This window comes from Nostoc sp. (assembly GCF_036917375.1).
Classification (GTDB): Bacteria; Cyanobacteriota; Cyanobacteriia; order Cyanobacteriales; family Nostocaceae; genus Nostoc.
In genome coordinates this window covers 147,573-163,844 of the sequence record NZ_JBALDN010000115.1, presented here as the reverse complement: position 1 = coordinate 163,844, position 16,272 = coordinate 147,573, and the positions used below count along the sequence as shown (strand labels likewise).

Sequence of the window (16,272 nt, the reverse complement as noted above, 5' to 3'; positions counted from 1 at the left end):
AGGAACTCCGAGCTTGCCTAGCTAATTGAGCTAACTTAGTATCTCAAAGATAACTAAGGCTAACTTTTAGAGAACAGCCCCGGCGCGCAGCCGGCTAACTGCAACCTGATGACCCATGCATTTACTACTTTCTATCATGGGCATCACCTCCTTATTGCCTAAGCGGTCTTAGTTTTCAAAGGGCAGAGTATTTACTCTGGGTTCTTAACCTTCATCTAACATAACACATAAATTTAGAGATATTAACCAATATATAAAAAATCTCCCATCTAAAAGATGGGAGATTACTTCAGATAGTGAAAAGTGACACTTTATTGGCTGATTACAAGGAGATTATTTTATCTGGGTGTGTCAATTTTCGCCAACCACAACCCTAATTCGAGTCATGGTCAAATTTGAATTCTTAGAGAGCGTTACCGCGAGGTAGAACTTCTTCAGGGAATACAAATTGTTCGTGGGGTTGATCTTGAGGAGCCATCCAAGCGCGGATACCCTCGTTCAGCAAAATGTTTTTGGTATAGAAGGTTTCAAACTCAGGGTCTTCCGCCGCCCGCAATTCTTGGGAAACGAAATCATAAGCCCGCAGGTTGAGTGCTAAACCGACGATGCCGACGGCACTCATCCACAAGCCTGTAACTGGCACGAACAACATAAAGAAGTGCAACCAGCGTTTGTTTGAGAAAGCAATACCGAAAATCTGTGACCAGAAACGGTTTGCCGTCACCATTGAGTAGGTTTCTTCCGACTGGGTTGGATTGAAGGCGCGGAAGGTGTTAGCACCATCACCATCTTCAAACAAGGTGTTTTCGACTGTCGCACCGTGAATGGCGCACAATAAAGCACCACCCAATACACCTGCAACACCCATCATGTGGAAGGGGTTGAGTGTCCAGTTGTGGAACCCTTGCAGGAATAGCAGGAACCGGAAGATCGCAGCGACGCCAAAGCTGGGTGCAAAGAACCAACTTGATTGTCCCAAGGGGTACATCAGGAATACGCTGACGAATACTGCAATGGGAGCGGAGAAGGCGAGGGCGTTGTAAGGACGTATCCCGACTAGACGCGCAATTTCAAATTGCCGCAACATGAAGCCGATCAAACCGAAGGCTCCGTGTAGGGCAACGAATGGCCACAACCCACCCAGTTGGAACCAACGGGTGAGGTCGCCTTGAGCTTCTGGTCCCCACAACAGCAATAGGGAATGTCCCATGCTGTCGGCGGGGGTGGATACTGCCACTGTCAGGAAGTTACACCCTTCTAGGTAAGAGGATGCTAATCCGTGGGTGTACCAAGAGGTGACGAAGGTGGTGCCGGTCAGCCAACCGCCTAGTGCTAGGAAGGCGCATGGGAATAATAATATCCCTGACCAACCTACGAATACGAAGCGATCGCGCTTGAGCCAGTCGTCTAGAACGTCAAACCACCCTCTACTGGGGGCGCGTCCAACTGCGATGGTCATTAGAGCAAATCTCCAAATTTTATAAGTACAGGTTGTATCTGTATTATAGACGGCTATAAATAAAGCCTTCTACAAGCAGAAAATTTACCGGGTTGTTAACCTAGTTTACAATTTTTTACACACCTTTAATCATATTAGGTGTAAATCGCTAATTTTTCTAGGGGTTTTGTCATAAAAATTAATTTTTGATTCAGATGAGGTGATAAATGGGAGTTAGGAAGATGAAGAGAAATAACCAATGCCCCATACTTCGGCTTCGCTCAGTACAAGTGCCCAATCCCCATTTCCCTAGAATCACTCAGCTGACGCTAAAATGAGTCCACAGTTAAATTTGATTATTGCTAAATGTTTACCATCGATTTAAGCATCAGAAACACTGCTTTCCCAATCTCAGTACAACGTAAGTCAGCAGAGGATGCTGAGGCTGTCTATCAGCTAATTTTGGCAGCAATCCGTTCTGGCAACCCTGACATTGTAGAACTCAAGTGCGAAGGCAAGACAGAGAAAAAAATTGCTGTCCGCGCTAGTGAAATTTCTGGGGTGCAGATTGTTCAGAAAGATGGTACAACCCCTGGTGGCGGCAGACCACCTGGCTTTTTTGCTGTAGCTGCTGAGTAACTAAGGTTGACAAATGGCTCAAGTGGGCATTGAGGTCAAGGATTTAAATTTCAGCTGGCCTAATGGAGAGAAAGTTATCAAATCTTGCTCTTTAGAAGTACCCAAGGGTGAGTTTTGGATGCTCTTGGGTACAAATGGCAGTGGAAAATCTACTTTACTGAGACTGCTGGCGGGGTTATTAGCTCCTGAATCTGGCGAAATTCGGCTTTTGCAACCCGTTGGTTTTGTCTTCCAAAATCCGGATCATCAACTGGTGATGCCAACGGTTGGTGCCGATGTGGCTTTTGGATTGGTGGAAGAAAAGTTGCCACCTGCTGCTACTAGAGCCAGGGTTGAAGAGGCGCTTGGAGCGGTGAATTTGCTTACCCTGCAACGACGCCCTATTTATGCACTCTCTGGGGGACAGAAACAACGTGTGGCGATCGCAGGTGCGATCGCCCGTCGTTGTGAAGTCTTATTATTAGATGAACCCACTGCCTTACTAGATCCAGATAGCCAGTTGGATTTAGTTGCTGGTGTCCGTCGCCTTGTCAAAAGTCGAGGTATTACAGCTCTTTGGGTGACACATCGATTAGATGAGTTAAATTACTGTGACGGCGCTTTCTTGCTAGAAAAAGGCTCTCTGGTTGATAGTGGTGAAGCCGAACGTCTTAAACAACGTCTGATGGAGGTAGACAGCGAAGCCTCCTAATTGAGTGCTGAGTGCTGTTAGCGATAGCGGGGCGTTTAGCCCCTGCTGAGTAAAATTTATTGCATTAGCTTAACCCTAGCTATCTGCTAACAGCACTGCTGAATACAACTCAAAAAGAACTTTAACGCGCCTTTTAAACAAAGGCGCGTTTTAAGTTGGTACGTCTATCTGAAGTTTGAGTTTTGTGAGGCTGCCGTATTTTTTATTCTGTGTAACATAGTGTTACAGACTATGCATCAATTATTATAAAACTTATGAATGAATTTTGTTAACTCTAGAAAATTGTGATTAAAAACCATGCCCCGTTCCTTACTCCAAGCCGTTTTGTTAGTGGACGGCTACAATATCATAGGCGCTTGGCCTTGCCTTAAAAAAACGCGTGATAGCGTTGGATTAGAGGCAGCACGGGGCGAACTTGTGGAAGCGATGACTGGTTATAGTGCGTTTCAAGGTTACACAACTCAGATAGTTTTTGATGCCCAATATCAGAATACTTCTAGTAATAAAGAGATTATTACTGAGCTTTTATCTGTTTATTACACTGATTTTGGGCAAACCGCAGATACTTATATCGAAAAATCTTGCGCTTCTTTTCGCCAGCAAATAGCGCAATCTTTGATTTCACGTGTGATTGTTGCTACATCAGATCGGGCGCAGCAGTTGATGATACAAGGTTATGGGGCTGAATGGTTGTCAGCACAACAACTCTGTGGGGAAGTGGAAGCCACTGTCTGCCGGATGCGACAAAAGTATCATACGCGCAAACAATCTAAAAGTAGGTTTTTAGCTAATGCGATTGATGCTAAAGCGCGGCAGCGTCTGGCGGAATTAAGAATGGGATTGTAATAGATATTTAGTATCTAAGAGTCTCTGCTTAAGTTCCTGAATCGATTTTGGCTGCAAAGTTTCTATAAATTAACTATCTAAAAAAAATATTGGCGAAAGTACTTGCCAAATCTTATTTTTAGCCCTACTATTATAAATCGTGAGTGATCCTCAGTAGCTCAGTGGTAGAGCGATCGACTGTTAATCGATTGGTCGCTGGTTCGAATCCAGCCTGGGGAGTTTATCAATTTTGGATTTTAAATTTTGGATTCTAGATTATCCATCAGAGACTTGTGGTCGCTTGACTCGGCTGTGACGTTTCTGAATCATGGGTCTTTTGGTGCTTGTCCTAAACAAGTGCTGGAGTTTCAACAAAGATTGCGATCGCAGTTAGAACATGAACCCTTACGCTTTTTTGGTAGAGAGTGGGAACCTCTGCTAGACGATGCTAGAAATGAGCTGGCGGCGTTTGTGGGTGCTGATGTCCAAGATTTGGTGTTTGTTCCCAATGCGACGACTGGCGTTAATTCGGTGTTAAGGTCGCTGAGGTTTTCATCAGAGGACGAAATACTTACAACTAACCACGAATATAATGCTTGCCGCAATGCACTTGATTTTATTGCCAGTCGCACTGGTGCGCGGGTGGTGGTGGCAAAAGTTCCTTTCCCGATTGACTCGCCACAGCAAGTAGTGGCAGCAATAATTGAGCGAGTTTCACCAAAAACCCGATTAGCACTTTTGGATCATGTTACCAGCCAAACAGGGCTAATTTTCCCGATGCAAGAGTTGGCGAAGGAGTTGCAACAACGAGGTGTAGATACATTGGTAGATGGGGCACATACGCCTGGAATGATTTCTCTAGATTTGCGAGAGATTGGCGCAACTTACTTACACCGGGAATTGTCATAAATGGCTGTGTGCGCCTAAAGGGGCAGCATTTTTGTATGTGCGACGAGATAAACAGTCAGAAATTCGTCCTCTGACAATTAGCCACGGGACAAATTCGCCACGCACTGATAAAACCCGCTTTCAGTTGGAATTTGACTGGACAGGTACAGACGATCCTACAGCTTATATGTCTGTACCAGAAGCGATCGCTTTTATGGGTTCGTTGCTACCTGGTGGGTGGACAGAATTGAGACAGCAAAATCATCAGCTGGTGTTGCAGGGAAGACGGCTACTTTGTGAAGCGCTGGAAGTACAGCCGCCTTGTCCAGAGGAGATGATTGGTTCAATGGCAGTTGTGCCAATGCCTACGATTTTGGAAAACCGCGATTTCATGTCTATACACGATGAGTTGTTTGATAAGTTTGGTATTCAAGTGCAGGTGATGCCGTGGCAGGAAAAACCTCGATTGTTGGTAAGGATTTCGGCGCAGATTTACAATAATTTAGAGCAGTATGAGTATTTGGCAAAGGTGTTAAAAGGATTGAGCTGTTAATCTAGTTTAGGAAACTGGCGATCGCATCAATGGTCTGTTCTGCACTCTTAGCAGTAAACATTGGGCCAGCAGCCAAATAAATATTCTTGTCAGATACCAAGTTTAAGACGATATTGTAACTGGTTGAATTTGTGCCTGTTACTGTGTCAATTGCGACTGCATCGATATTCAGCCCTGATATTTCTGAGAGTTTAGCTTCAATTACTTCTTTACCAAACCAACCTTCACGTTTAATAGTTGCTTTATCAAGGGTTTTATCGAAAATGCAAACAATTATGTTATTCATCAGCATATAAATAATGCAAACAGCACCACTTGCAATTAAGAATAAACCTAGAGGATAAGTCCACAAACAACTATCTTCATGAATCGTTAATTTTGCTTCTCGTGAGTTTTTAAGAAAGGCATTAATTTGTGCAGCCTTAGATTCCTTCTGAGTGCTGTCTGCATTTACTAAATCTATGGGAATTGAACCATCTCTCGTTACAAGCACCAAAGGATAACTATTCCCAGCAGTAGTACTAGTGTCTAGTTTTGCACTTAGCACCTCTTTGAGTTTCCAATTTTTAACTTGAGATTTTAAAATACTTTTGGTGATTAATTGGCAACTTTCTTGGGTGGGTTCAAGCCGATTACAAGTAAAAGTAGTTGTCTTTCCCAATGTCGTTATCAACAAAACGCCTCCTGCTACAAAGAGTCCGCCAAAGAACCAGTAGAGGATGGCTGCTGGCTTAAGTTGTAGTTTTAATAATGTTGGAGTTTGCTCTAATATTTTGAGTCTCATTCGCGAAAAGAAATTTTGACTCCAGAAGGCAATGCTTTTCAAGTGCCTTTGGTGCAAAAATATATAGAACAGTTGCTAGAAGAAGAATAAGCGTAATTCCTAATTCGTAATTACCGCTTGTTAATTTGTTGCGATCGCGATATTTGTTACAAACACTACGATTTTCGTTACAAACAATACGTTTTCATTACCAACACTACGATTTCTGTTACAAACAATCTGATTTTTGTTACAAACACAATAATTTCGTTACAAATAATCTGATTTTTGTTACAAACAATCCGTTTTGGTTACAAACATCATAATTTTCGTTACAAACATCACGATTTCGTGCTGTAGTAGCTTTTTAAATTCAACTTAACTATGAAATATCACAGAAAGTAGAGGTAAAAACGCCAACAGAAAGCCATGCCAAGATTGTAATTGAGGTTCTGGGGTTGGTTCTGGTGGTGCTAATAGAGCTTCTACTCTTTGTTCTAAACGATCTGCACCAGAGGAACCTAATGCAGCACAGCAAATTTCCGATAAAACGGGGCCGCTACTAACCACTAATAAAAGTGACTCCGCTAGCACTAGAGGGTCTACCTGCAATGCTGCATAACCGTCAGCACGCAGTTCGCGCAAAGCTAACAATTCTTCCCACAAAGGCTCTGTATTCGGCAACCATGCTGTGCAAGAACGCACCCAACCCAACCAAAAAAACCAGAACGTATCCCTGTAATGGTGATGCCCTTGCTCATGGGCTAAGACGCTTTCTAAATGAGCCGGTGAGAGAGTTTGCACTAATCCTTGACTAACCACTAATTCTGGTTGCCAAAAACCGATTTGACCTGCAAACAACGCGCCTGTTTGCAGCAGTCTGGCTCGTCTATCGCCAACATTCACTAAAGGGCAGTTACGGGCAGATTCTACAGACTGCCAACCCTGGAAGGCAAGTTTAATGCATGAAATGGCAAAAAATGCCAAATAAATTAATGCTAGTAAATAGCTAATTGAGCCTGTATACATCCCGCCCATTTGTCCTTGAGGCCCCATGAACAGGACAGCGATCGCAGTCATGAAAATTAGCAAGGGCGGGAAGAGAAACAAAAATAGCGATCGCTGCCACCGCCGACTCCAATTGCCTTGGGGTTGATTCCAAGTGGATCTTAACCACCAGGCAACTGCCAAAGCATTCAAAATCATTATCAGATGCATCATTGTTCCTCCCTGGCTTGGCGTGCAGATTGAATACGTTTGGCGATCGCTGCTATTTGCTCACTAGCTGCTTCATCCAGACTATCAGCAAAGGCAGCAACAACATCGGGATTCCCCACCGCTAAAAATCGCTGTAACTGTTCGTGAGCTTTGATCACTTCTGATTGCTGCTTACTCAGCATTGGCCGCCAATAGAATGCTCGCTCTTTCTTATCGCAGGCCAGCCAACCTTTATCAGTGAGGCGACGTAAAACTGTGGTGACAGAAGTATACGCTAATTCGCGGTTGGGATCGGCGAGGATGCGATCGTGTACATCCTTGACTGTGGCTGAACCAAGTTCCCAGATAATATTTAAAATTTCCGCTTCCAACGGGCCTAAAGATAGTTGTTTAGGGCGGTAGTCGGGTAAAGGTGCCATAGCAATTTCAATGGGGAGTGGGGAGTGGGCAGAGACGCGATTAATCTCGTCTGTACTAGGGAGTAAGGAATGAGTAAATATCTGTCCTTTAGCGGTGTAACCTTGAAGCTGTACTTTTTCCCCTTTTAGAAGGTCTGTTCTTGTTTTAGATTACAAGATAGTGCAGCAAGTCTGAAAGTCTAAAATCATAAAAATGGGCTTTTTCAGTATTGATTAGGAATTGGGCATCCCTTCGGCTTCTCTACGAAACGCTACGCGAACGCTCAGGGCAAGTGGGCATTGGGCATGGAGAAGAGACAAGGTAGACAAGGAAGAGGGGGAAGACAAGGAAGAGACTTGTTCAATAATTCCCCCTTGTCTCCTTTTGTCCCCCCTGCTCCCTGCCCCCTGCCTTTTTGCTTCTTCCCCACTCCCATCTATGTATTGAATGAAGATACATTTTGTATTTTGATGGTAAAAAATGTTTCTGGAACAATTGTGACTATAGTTAGTGACACCAACTAGGTAGAATGTTATTTTCGGCAGTAGTATTAAAACAGGTGTATCCAGCCCGTGAAGTTATTCGTATACCACACTCCTGAATTGACTCCAACGGATAAAGCGCCAGAATGTGCGATCGCAGTCGATGTCTTGCGAGCCACTAGCACAATTGCGACTGTCTTGGCATCTGGAGGCGAAGCTGTACAAGTATTCAGCGATTTAGATCGGTTAATTGAAGTTAGCGAAAAATGGCCCCCTGAAAAACGTCTGCGGGCTGGAGAACGCGGCGGCGCGAAAGTAGCTGGTTTTGAGTTGGGAAACTCTCCCCTCGACTGCACACCAGAATTAGTGCAAGGACGGCGTTTGTTTATCAGTACCACAAACGGCACTCGTGCTTTACAACGGGTACAAGACTCTCCAAATGTATTAGCAGCAGCCTTAATTAATCGGGCGGCGGTGGTGCAATTCCTTTTAGATAAGCAACCAGAGACAGTGTGGATTGTCGGTTCCGGTTGGGAAGGCAGTTATTCCTTAGAGGATACAGTTTGTGCAGGTGCGATCGCTCATAGTATTTTGCAACAAACCAAGTTGTCACCTGAAGAACTCGCTGGGAATGATGAAGTAATAGGTGCGATCGCTCTTTACTCTCAGTGGCAAAATAATTTACTGGGATTACTTCACCAAGCTAGTCACGGTCAACGATTGTTACGCCTTGACTGTCACGAAGATTTAAAATATTGTTCCCAAACTGATATTTTAGATGTCTTGCCAATACAAAATGAAACGGGAGTATTAAAAAGTCAAAAAGGATAGGCAATAGGCAATAGGCAATAGGGAAGAAATTTACTGAACAATGCTTTATTCCCTATTGCCCAATTTTCAAATTCTTAAGCATTTGTCGGAGTCTTTGTCGCCAATGGGGGGGATAAGTCCCTATAAGCGCGGAAATTTTTCCACAAGCAAGGACAGAATAAGCAGGGCGACGGGCTGGTGTGGGATATTCGGCAGTTGTAATGGGGACAATATTTTCAACTTTCAAAGGGAAGCCTAGCTGTTGGGCTTCTTCAAAAATAGCGACGGCAAAATCATACCAGCTAGCAACGCCGCTATTAGTGTAGTGATAAGTGCCGCTAATTTCTGGGGTTAACTGGGGAATTGTCTGCGCTATAACTGCGGCTATATCTTGCGCCCAACTCGGGCTACCAATTTGATCGGCGACAATACGGAGTTCTTGGCGTTCTGCACCTAGTCGCAGCATGGTTTTGACAAAGTTACTTTTGCCAAAGGTTCCATAAACCCAAGCGGTACGAAGGATAAAGTGATGGGCGCAAGTTTCCCGAATAGCTTCTTCTCCAGCGAGTTTGGTTTTACCATAGACACTCAAAGGATTAGTCGCATCGGTTTCCTGGTAAGGACTACAGCCATTACCATCAAAAACGTAATCGGTCGAAATATGAATTAGAAAAGCTCCTAATTTTTGGCTTTCTTCGGCAAGAATTAGAGGTGCAGTAGCATTAATAGCGGTAGCAAGTTCGGATTCACTTTCAGCTTTGTCTACAGCAGTGTAAGCAGCAGCGTTAATGATAATTTGCGGCTGCTTGGATCTGATAACGTTGCGAAGGGTATCAGGTTGGGCAAGGTCTACTGTTGGGCGTGCTACTGAAATAACATTGCCGTTAGATGAGAGTATTTGTTGTAGTTCCTTACCCACTTGACCATTGCTACCAATCAGCAAAATTGATTGACTCATCCTAAGTAGTTATCGAAAGTAACGCAATCATCAAGCTTAATCAAATACTTCAGCAGTTCTCAAAGATTTACCAGCTTGGTCTTTAGCTGATAAAATTGGTGGCGCACTTAAGGGCCAATCTATCGCTAAATCTGGATCGTTCCATAGAATTGTGCGATCGCTTTGGGGTGCGTAATAATCTGTAGTTTTGTAGAGAACTTCAGCTATTTCTGAAAGCACGAGGAAGCCGTGAGCAAAGCCTAATGGTATCCACAGTATACGTTTGTTCTCAGCGCTGAGTTCAGAACCCACCCATTTACCAAAGGTAGGAGAGCTTTTTCTAATATCTACAGCTACGTCAAAAATAGTACCGACAACAGCACGGATGAGTTTTCCTTGGGGTTGTTGGATTTGATAGTGCAATCCACGTAGAACGTTTTGTTTAGAGCAAGAGTGGTTATCTTGGACGAAGTTCGTAACAATCCCTATCTCTTGAGCAAATTTTTGCTGGTTGTAAGCTTCAAAAAAGAAACCGCGATCGTCTGCAAATACTTGGGGTTCAATTTGCAGAACTTCAGGAATCTTGGTATTTACAATGCTCATTAATATTATTTATCAGATGTGACGCAGTGTTGTGATTGTTAGATGAATTTCGCATTCATATTTTACAGGCACTATGTTCCAACTTTGACAGTGACTTGTCTTATTTCTAACAAGTAAATCACGTTAGTTCAATTTGACAGTCATCGCCAATCATAAATCGCAAGGCTTTAGGGCGACGGGGTGCAAGACTCAATTGTGCCCTTTGTCCAATCACACTATCAATAATGCGTTGATGGATTCCGGCAATTTTAGCACCTTCTAAAATCACACTGTGTTCTAAATCAGTATCAATGAGTGTGACATTGTTAGCAATGCTACTATAAGGCCCAATAAAGCAGTTTTCTAAATGACAATTGCTACCAATGACTACTGGCCCCCGAATTGTGCAGTTAATCACTTTAGATTTTGCACCGATTTGCACTCGTCCAATAATCTGACTTTGAGAATCGATTTCGCCCACAACTGATGCTGTCAGATAGGTATCGAGAATCAATCGGTTAGCTTCTAATAAGTCATCTTTTTTACCAGTATCTAGCCACCAACCTTGAAGATTGTGGGCTACAACCTGCTTTTTCTGATTGATTAGGTATTGAATGGCATCAGTTATTTCCAGTTCGCCTCTGCTGGAAGGTTGGATATTGGCGATCGCATCATAAATCAGGTGAGAAAAGAAATAAACCCCTACCAATGCCAGATTTGAAGGAGGAACTTTGGGTTTTTCAATTAACTGTAATACCCTTCCTGTTTCATCCACCTGAGCCACACCAAAGGCGCTAGGGTTGGCAACCGAACGTAAGAGAATCAAAGCATCTGGCTGTTGTTGGCTAAATTGTTGCAAGAAGTAACTTAACTCACCTAGTTGAATCAGGTTATCACCTAAGTACATGACAAAGGGAGAATCACCTAAAAAAGGACGAGCTACTTGGACGGCATGAGCAAGTCCAAGTGGTCGATCTTGTACAATGTAGGTGATGTTCGCTCCAAAGGATTCTCCATTTCCAGTTTTCCCTTGGACTTCTGCCCCGGTTTCTGGACTGATAATGATGCCAATATCAGTAATACCAGCCGCGACCATTTCTTCAATGCCGTACCATAAAACAGGTTTGTTAGCAACTGGTACAAGTTGTTTTGCCCCGCTATAAGTGAGGGGACGTAAGCGTGTACCTTTACCGCCAGAAAGAATTAGTGCTTTCATCAGGATTTTAGGATTAATTACAAGTCATTAGTCAAGATAATCTGAAAACTTGACAAAATCCCAAATCATTGCATTTAAATTCTGACGTTAGTTTATTTTTTATATGTAACGGGATAACACTTCGACAGTTGCTTTTCCTGTTTTTTCCCAACTGAATTGTTGAGAGTGAGTTATACCTTGACTAGAAAGGCGCGATCGCAGTTCCGAATTAGTGGCGATCGCCTGCATCGCCTCTGTAATTTCTCCGGTGTTGTAGGGATTTATCAGAATCGCCGCATCGCCAGCCACTTCAGGTAAAGAAGAGAGATTGGAGGTAATGACGGGAGTACCACAAGCCATTGCTTCAAGAACAGGTAAACCAAAACCCTCCCAGAGACTAGGAAAAACCAGAGCGATCGCTTGATTGATGATTTTTGGCAATTCGCTATATGGTACATAGTCAAGGAACTTCACCTGATTAGTTACACCCAATTCTGCAACTTGTACTTTTAAAGTCGGGGTGTAACGCGAATCAATTGGCCCTACCAACCATAATTCATAGTCTTCGCAGTTAGGTAACGCCGCAAAAGCACTGATGAGTCGCTGGATATTTTTGTAAGGATCTTGGCGACCAATGTAGAGAAAGTAGTTGCTGGTGGGGAGATTGAGAGGAAGGAAGTGAGTGCGATCGTGCGCCAAAGGAATCGCAGTAATTTTGCTGGCAGGAATTTGGTAAAAATCAGTGATATCTTTAGCTGTAGTCTGGGAGATGCAAATAATGTGTTGTGCTTGCTGAAGAACTTGGGGAGTGTAGTAGCGGTGATAGGCTGTCAGTGGTGAGAAGCGTTTGGCAAAACGCAGCGGTATCATATCAAAAGATGTGACAACAAAACGACAACTACTATAAAGGGGTGCTTCTGGTAGGGGAGAGAATAAAAGACTAGATTTGAGATTTTTATATATTTGTGGTAGTTGAAATTGTGTCCAGAGTAAGCGGTTCAAATGACCTTTCGTGCCGTAGTCTGGTGTTAATTTTGATGAAATTTCATAGCATTCATAGCCAGAAATTGACTGTGAAGTTAATAATGTCAGTTTGAGAGATTGCAGATTTGCAAGAATATTTAAAGCGTAGGTTGTTATACCTGTGGGTTTCTTAGACAAAAAAGATAGATTGACCAGCAAATTTTTAAGCTTTTATTTAAACTGAATTTAATTATACAAACAAGAGAGAAACTCTTCAGCAGATTCTTGCCATGAGAATGGTACATACTCATTTTTGATACGCTCTACCAAATTATTGTAGAAAATCTCTGAATCAAGTAGCTCTTTTAAAGCTTCATACAGTTCTGTTGGTTGAGTAGGAGAGAAATATCTACAAAAATCGCCTCCTACTTCAGGCAAAGAACCACCATTGCTGGCAATTACAGGTTTACAGTGTTGTAACGCTTCTACCACAGGTAATCCAAATCCTTCATAAAAGGAGGCTTGAACTAAACAGTAACAATTTTGATAGAGAAAATCTAATTGAGCATCGGTCACTGAACCTAGTATTTGTATGAGCTTGCCATACATTTTATTAGATTCTATCAAGTTATCAGTTTCTGAGTCCCAACCTTTATTACCTGCAAAAACTAAAAATACATCATCATAACTAGAGTTGATCAATAAATCAAAGGCTAAAATGATGGTTTTAATATTTTTATGAGGCACTAAACTACCAACTACTAAAATATATTTCTTATTAAGTAATTTCTGCAACTTTACATCAAAATTATTATTTATTTCACCTAACAATAAATTATCTTTATAATAGTTACAGCCTAAACGAAAAGTTTGAATAATTTGTGTATTATTATTATCTAATATTCCTTGCGATTTCGCTTTCTTATAATCTTCAGCACTCTTCTGAGAAATACATAATACCTTGTCGAATAAAGTAGAATAATCGCTATAAAATTTTGTAAAAACTTCAGTAAATCCCTTGGAAGAAAACTCTGGAAACTTTATTGGAATGAGGTCATAGCATATAACTACAATAGTAACTTTATTCATTTTTAAACGCTGTAAAAATCGGTAGTAAGTTTTAGGTAAATCCCAATTAGCATCAGCTATAACATAAATATCTCCTGGTTGGACTATAGAACCTTCAAATTCTGGGAGAACCTTTTTCTTCTTTTCTGAATTTAAATCAAACCAATCAATTAAATTTGATAAATGTAACAATTTTATCAATTTATTTTTCAGTCTAAAAAGTATAGATTTAACTTTTATATTTATTTTGGTTATAACAAGATATTTATTAACCTTGATAGAATCATCTTGCTGTTGATTAAGATTAGTCACCCTCTGTATAAAACTACCATCAAACATAACTGCTACGATTTCTATATCTGTACGGTTCGAGCTTATTTTCAATAACTCAGAAGTTAGTTCTCGAACTACTCGATGAATTCCAGTATTTTTATATGTATGTTTTGCAGTGTGAGTACAATCTATAAATATCTTCATCCTAAAACCTATTTAAAATTATTTTTATTGCAAATCTTTAATGAATTTGGTTTTTCAGTACGTATTATGCTGGAATTTTAATTAAAGTCCGTCACTTGCCTTGAAAATCAAGCCTTAGTGGAAGTTATAGCTTCAATTTCATAAATTTTGTCTTAAGCGCTAAGATTAACAGCCCATTATTATTGCCCAGTAAGGGTTTTAAGCTGATTTACAGACGTATTTAGCATAACAAATAATGAAGAAGCATGAATTTTTTGTTTAAAAAACTTACTTAAGAAAACCTATAACTAAAAAACTCTGTAGTTACATTCTTAAGTAAGCTGTTTTACTTTTTTCCTAGCTTCAAGTTAATGGTTATTTATGATTAAGAAACTAAACGAGCTAACTGTTTAATTTCTTAAGGTCATAATCAACCATTAACTCGACCAATTGACTAAAAGAGTATTGAGGCTGCCAACCTATTCCATTTTTAATTTTATCAATGCAACCAACTAACTGCACTGATTCATCAGCGCGATAAAAAGCGGGGTCAACCGAGACATAATCTTGCCAATTAAGCCCAACACAGTCAAAAGCACACTCAACAAGTTCCTTAACAGAGTAGGTTTCACCACTGGCAATGAGGTAGTCATCGGGTTTTTCCTGCTGTAACATCAGCCACATAGCGTAAACAGCATCTTTGGCGTAGCACCAATCACGACGGGCATCTAGGTTGCCTAATTTTAATTCATTTGTCAAACCTAATTTTATTTGGGCAACTGCGTGCGTGATTTTGCGAAATACAAATTCTGTCCCACGTCGAGGTGATTCGTGAGTATAAGTAATACCACAACAGTTGTAAAGGTTGTATTTCTGCCGATAGTTCACAGTCATCCAATGAGCATAAGCTTTGGCAACACCATAAGGATTCCGGGGACGAAAGGCAGTGCGTTCGGTTTGAGGCGATTCGTCGGGTTGACCAAAAACTTCACTACTGGATGCTTGATAGAATCTGGCATCGGGTTTGCAGCGACGAATAGATTCTAAGAGGCGAGAGACACCGAGAGCTGTATATTCAGCAGTGAGAGCAGGTTGTGTCCAAGAGAGAGGAACATAACTTTGAGAGGCGAGATTGTATATTTCGTCTGGCTGGCATTCGCTCACTACATCCATGAGGGATGATTGATCGAGGAGGTCGCCGGATACGATTTGAATGTCGCCATAAAGGTGGGTGATACGCTCTAGGTTACTGGTGCTAGAACGGCGGACTAAACCAAAGACTTGGTAGCCTTTTGCTATGAGTAGTTCGGCAAGATATGAACCATCTTGTCCAGTTAATCCGGTAATGAGAGCTTTTTTAGTCATTAATTAATTGAAATCTCGGTTGACCAGAGTAAATGAAAACATCAAATATTAGACGCTTAGATATTACTTCGCATACAGGCGATATAGAACATATATGAGTTTTTAGGATTATTATTTAGACTTAAATTTTGAGAAACCTCATCAACTATAAAAGTAGATTTTTTAATTGATTGTGGAAGTTCTATCAGTCCTTTGGTTTGAATAACTTCAAAATTATAATCATTTAATATTTCTATCAACTCATCATAATAATACTCAAGTTTATGTTCTGGATGAATATAACCATAGGGACATTGTAGTTGGGTAACTCGTCTGTTTGGAGTGTCTAGTGCAAATACTCCATTTGGTTTAAGTAACTTATAAACCTGTAAAAATACTTGTTCAGCATCTTCTCTAGAAACATGCTCGATAGACTCTCCTGACCAAATTAAGTCGAAATAACCCTCTTTAAACTGACTTAAATCAGCCATATTTGTATAAACATACTCAATTTCGCAGCTTTTATGCATAAGCTTCGTTGTAGACTCAGATATTGGAATTATCCGTTCATTCGGAGGTAAGTCTACAATAAATAGTTTTTCTGGCAGATATGGATAACCAAAACTTAGTAAAGCACCTATAGGATCGCCAGGATTAGCACCTCCTAAATCTAAAATAGTTTTAGCTTGTGGAAGAAGTGTTTGAACCATTTCCGACCTTACTTTGTGAATAGAATTCCAGAATTCTGGAGAGTACCTACTCATTACTTTTTGAGAAAATTCCGTTGAAGCAATAAGTTCTCTGACAAGATCGTGTCTAGCCAAACCTTTATCTAACATTTTTGACCAGTTAGATAATCCCTCGGAATCAACTTCTCGATTTAAGATAATTGTGTATGCTCTTTTTAAGAAATCTTCATTTGAATCTTCTTTGGTGAAAATTTGAGATATCTTAGAGACAATTTTACCTTTAATTTTTGCTTTCATATTCTTGCCTGCCAACTGTTGCTAAATATTTATTC

The 16,272-nt window shown here is 41.2% G+C and carries 15 protein-coding genes, 1 tRNA gene and 1 pseudogene; 6 read left to right on the top strand and 11 right to left on the bottom strand.

The window, feature by feature from the left end:
* Positions 1–403: 403 nt before the first annotated feature.
* Entirely contained in the window at positions 404–1,459 is a 1,056-nt protein-coding gene (psbD, locus tag V7K45_RS31885) for a photosystem II D2 protein (photosystem q(a) protein) (RefSeq protein ID WP_322694081.1), read from the bottom strand.
* A gap of 345 nt (positions 1,460–1,804) precedes the next feature.
* On the opposite strand from psbD, the gene V7K45_RS31880 reads away from it, so the two are divergent.
* The 5 genes and pseudogenes from V7K45_RS31880 to V7K45_RS31860 all read left to right on the top strand — a co-directional run bounded on the left by V7K45_RS31880 (position 1,805) and on the right by V7K45_RS31860 (position 5,034).
* Positions 1,805–2,077, top strand: coding sequence for a hypothetical protein (locus V7K45_RS31880; protein ID WP_012410874.1), 273 nt, complete (start codon positions 1,805–1,807; stop codon positions 2,075–2,077).
* A gap of 13 nt (positions 2,078–2,090) precedes the next feature.
* The gene (locus V7K45_RS31875; RefSeq protein WP_335009821.1) at positions 2,091–2,768 is read left to right on the top strand and encodes an ABC transporter ATP-binding protein; all 678 of its coding nucleotides are present in this window, start codon (positions 2,091–2,093) and stop codon (positions 2,766–2,768) included.
* Positions 2,769–3,065: 297 nt separating this feature from the next.
* Positions 3,066–3,614, top strand: a complete 549-nt coding sequence (locus V7K45_RS31870; protein ID WP_322679778.1) for an NYN domain-containing protein — start codon at positions 3,066–3,068, stop codon at positions 3,612–3,614.
* A 147-nt stretch (positions 3,615–3,761) separates the two neighbouring features.
* Positions 3,762–3,833: transfer RNA gene (locus V7K45_RS31865), tRNA-Asn, on the top strand.
* Between the two features lie 24 nt (positions 3,834–3,857).
* Positions 3,858–5,034 (top strand): annotated as a pseudogene (locus V7K45_RS31860) (aminotransferase class V-fold PLP-dependent enzyme).
* Position 5,035: 1 nt separating this feature from the next.
* Here the strand turns inward: V7K45_RS31860 and V7K45_RS31855 are convergent.
* From V7K45_RS31855 to V7K45_RS31845, 3 genes are all read right to left on the bottom strand, one after another.
* Positions 5,036–5,818 carry a hypothetical protein gene (locus tag V7K45_RS31855; RefSeq protein WP_335009819.1) on the bottom strand — a complete coding sequence of 261 codons (783 nt, stop codon included), beginning with the start codon at positions 5,816–5,818 and terminating at the stop codon, positions 5,036–5,038.
* Between the two features lie 357 nt (positions 5,819–6,175).
* Positions 6,176–7,015 carry a M56 family metallopeptidase gene (locus V7K45_RS31850; protein ID WP_335009865.1) on the bottom strand — a complete coding sequence of 280 codons (840 nt, stop codon included), beginning with the start codon at positions 7,013–7,015 and terminating at the stop codon, positions 6,176–6,178.
* Positions 7,015–7,434 (bottom strand): BlaI/MecI/CopY family transcriptional regulator, encoded by a 420-nt coding sequence (locus V7K45_RS31845; protein WP_292721488.1) that lies wholly within the window; start codon positions 7,432–7,434, stop codon positions 7,015–7,017. Before V7K45_RS31845 ends, V7K45_RS31850 begins: the two co-directional genes overlap by 1 nt.
* 552 nt (positions 7,435–7,986) lie before the next feature.
* On the opposite strand from V7K45_RS31845, the gene V7K45_RS31840 reads away from it, so the two are divergent.
* A complete protein-coding gene (locus V7K45_RS31840; RefSeq protein WP_335009817.1) occupies positions 7,987–8,727 on the top strand; it encodes a 2-phosphosulfolactate phosphatase family protein in 741 nt (246 codons plus the stop codon).
* Positions 8,728–8,779: 52 nt separating this feature from the next.
* On the opposite strand, the gene rfbD is transcribed toward V7K45_RS31840, so the two are convergent.
* The 7 genes from rfbD to V7K45_RS31805 form a co-directional block, all read right to left on the bottom strand.
* Positions 8,780–9,664 carry a dTDP-4-dehydrorhamnose reductase gene (rfbD, locus tag V7K45_RS31835; protein ID WP_335009815.1) on the bottom strand — a complete coding sequence of 295 codons (885 nt, stop codon included), beginning with the start codon at positions 9,662–9,664 and terminating at the stop codon, positions 8,780–8,782.
* A 36-nt stretch (positions 9,665–9,700) separates the two neighbouring features.
* Positions 9,701–10,246, bottom strand: a complete 546-nt coding sequence (gene rfbC / locus V7K45_RS31830) for a dTDP-4-dehydrorhamnose 3,5-epimerase (RefSeq protein WP_322680378.1) — start codon at positions 10,244–10,246, stop codon at positions 9,701–9,703.
* Positions 10,247–10,364: 118 nt separating this feature from the next.
* Positions 10,365–11,441: a glucose-1-phosphate thymidylyltransferase gene (locus tag V7K45_RS31825; RefSeq protein ID WP_335009811.1), complete on the bottom strand. Its 1,077-nt coding sequence runs from the start codon at positions 11,439–11,441 to the stop codon at positions 10,365–10,367.
* Positions 11,442–11,540: 99 nt separating this feature from the next.
* Positions 11,541–12,581 (bottom strand): glycosyltransferase family 4 protein, encoded by a 1,041-nt coding sequence (locus tag V7K45_RS31820; RefSeq protein ID WP_335009809.1) that lies wholly within the window; start codon positions 12,579–12,581, stop codon positions 11,541–11,543.
* Between the two features lie 48 nt (positions 12,582–12,629).
* Positions 12,630–13,928 carry a glycosyltransferase family 4 protein gene (locus V7K45_RS31815; protein ID WP_335009807.1) on the bottom strand — a complete coding sequence of 433 codons (1,299 nt, stop codon included), beginning with the start codon at positions 13,926–13,928 and terminating at the stop codon, positions 12,630–12,632.
* A gap of 381 nt (positions 13,929–14,309) precedes the next feature.
* Positions 14,310–15,272 carry a GDP-mannose 4,6-dehydratase gene (locus V7K45_RS31810; RefSeq protein WP_335009805.1) on the bottom strand — a complete coding sequence of 321 codons (963 nt, stop codon included), beginning with the start codon at positions 15,270–15,272 and terminating at the stop codon, positions 14,310–14,312.
* A gap of 56 nt (positions 15,273–15,328) precedes the next feature.
* Entirely contained in the window at positions 15,329–16,237 is a 909-nt protein-coding gene (locus V7K45_RS31805; RefSeq protein WP_335009803.1) for a methyltransferase domain-containing protein, read from the bottom strand.
* Positions 16,238–16,272 lie beyond the last annotated feature (35 nt).

Excerpts from the sequence above, each read along its gene's own strand:
- psbD (WP_322694081.1), bottom strand. The coding sequence starts at position 1,459 with ATGACCATCGCAGTTGGACGCGCCCCCAGTAGAGGGTGGTTTGACGTT.
- V7K45_RS31880 (WP_012410874.1), top strand. The coding sequence starts at position 1,805 with ATGTTTACCATCGATTTAAGCATCAGAAACACTGCTTTCCCAATCTCA.
- V7K45_RS31875 (WP_335009821.1), top strand. The coding sequence starts at position 2,091 with ATGGCTCAAGTGGGCATTGAGGTCAAGGATTTAAATTTCAGCTGGCCT.
- V7K45_RS31870 (WP_322679778.1), top strand. The coding sequence starts at position 3,066 with ATGCCCCGTTCCTTACTCCAAGCCGTTTTGTTAGTGGACGGCTACAAT.
- V7K45_RS31855 (WP_335009819.1), bottom strand. The coding sequence starts at position 5,818 with ATGAGACTCAAAATATTAGAGCAAACTCCAACATTATTAAAACTACAA.
- V7K45_RS31850 (WP_335009865.1), bottom strand. The coding sequence starts at position 7,015 with ATGCATCTGATAATGATTTTGAATGCTTTGGCAGTTGCCTGGTGGTTA.
- V7K45_RS31845 (WP_292721488.1), bottom strand. The coding sequence starts at position 7,434 with ATGGCACCTTTACCCGACTACCGCCCTAAACAACTATCTTTAGGCCCG.
- rfbD (WP_335009815.1), bottom strand. The coding sequence starts at position 9,664 with ATGAGTCAATCAATTTTGCTGATTGGTAGCAATGGTCAAGTGGGTAAG.
- rfbC (WP_322680378.1), bottom strand. The coding sequence starts at position 10,246 with ATGAGCATTGTAAATACCAAGATTCCTGAAGTTCTGCAAATTGAACCC.
- V7K45_RS31825 (WP_335009811.1), bottom strand. The coding sequence starts at position 11,441 with ATGAAAGCACTAATTCTTTCTGGCGGTAAAGGTACACGCTTACGTCCC.
- V7K45_RS31815 (WP_335009807.1), bottom strand. The coding sequence starts at position 13,928 with ATGAAGATATTTATAGATTGTACTCACACTGCAAAACATACATATAAA.
- V7K45_RS31810 (WP_335009805.1), bottom strand. The coding sequence starts at position 15,272 with ATGACTAAAAAAGCTCTCATTACCGGATTAACTGGACAAGATGGTTCA.
- V7K45_RS31805 (WP_335009803.1), bottom strand. The coding sequence starts at position 16,237 with ATGAAAGCAAAAATTAAAGGTAAAATTGTCTCTAAGATATCTCAAATT.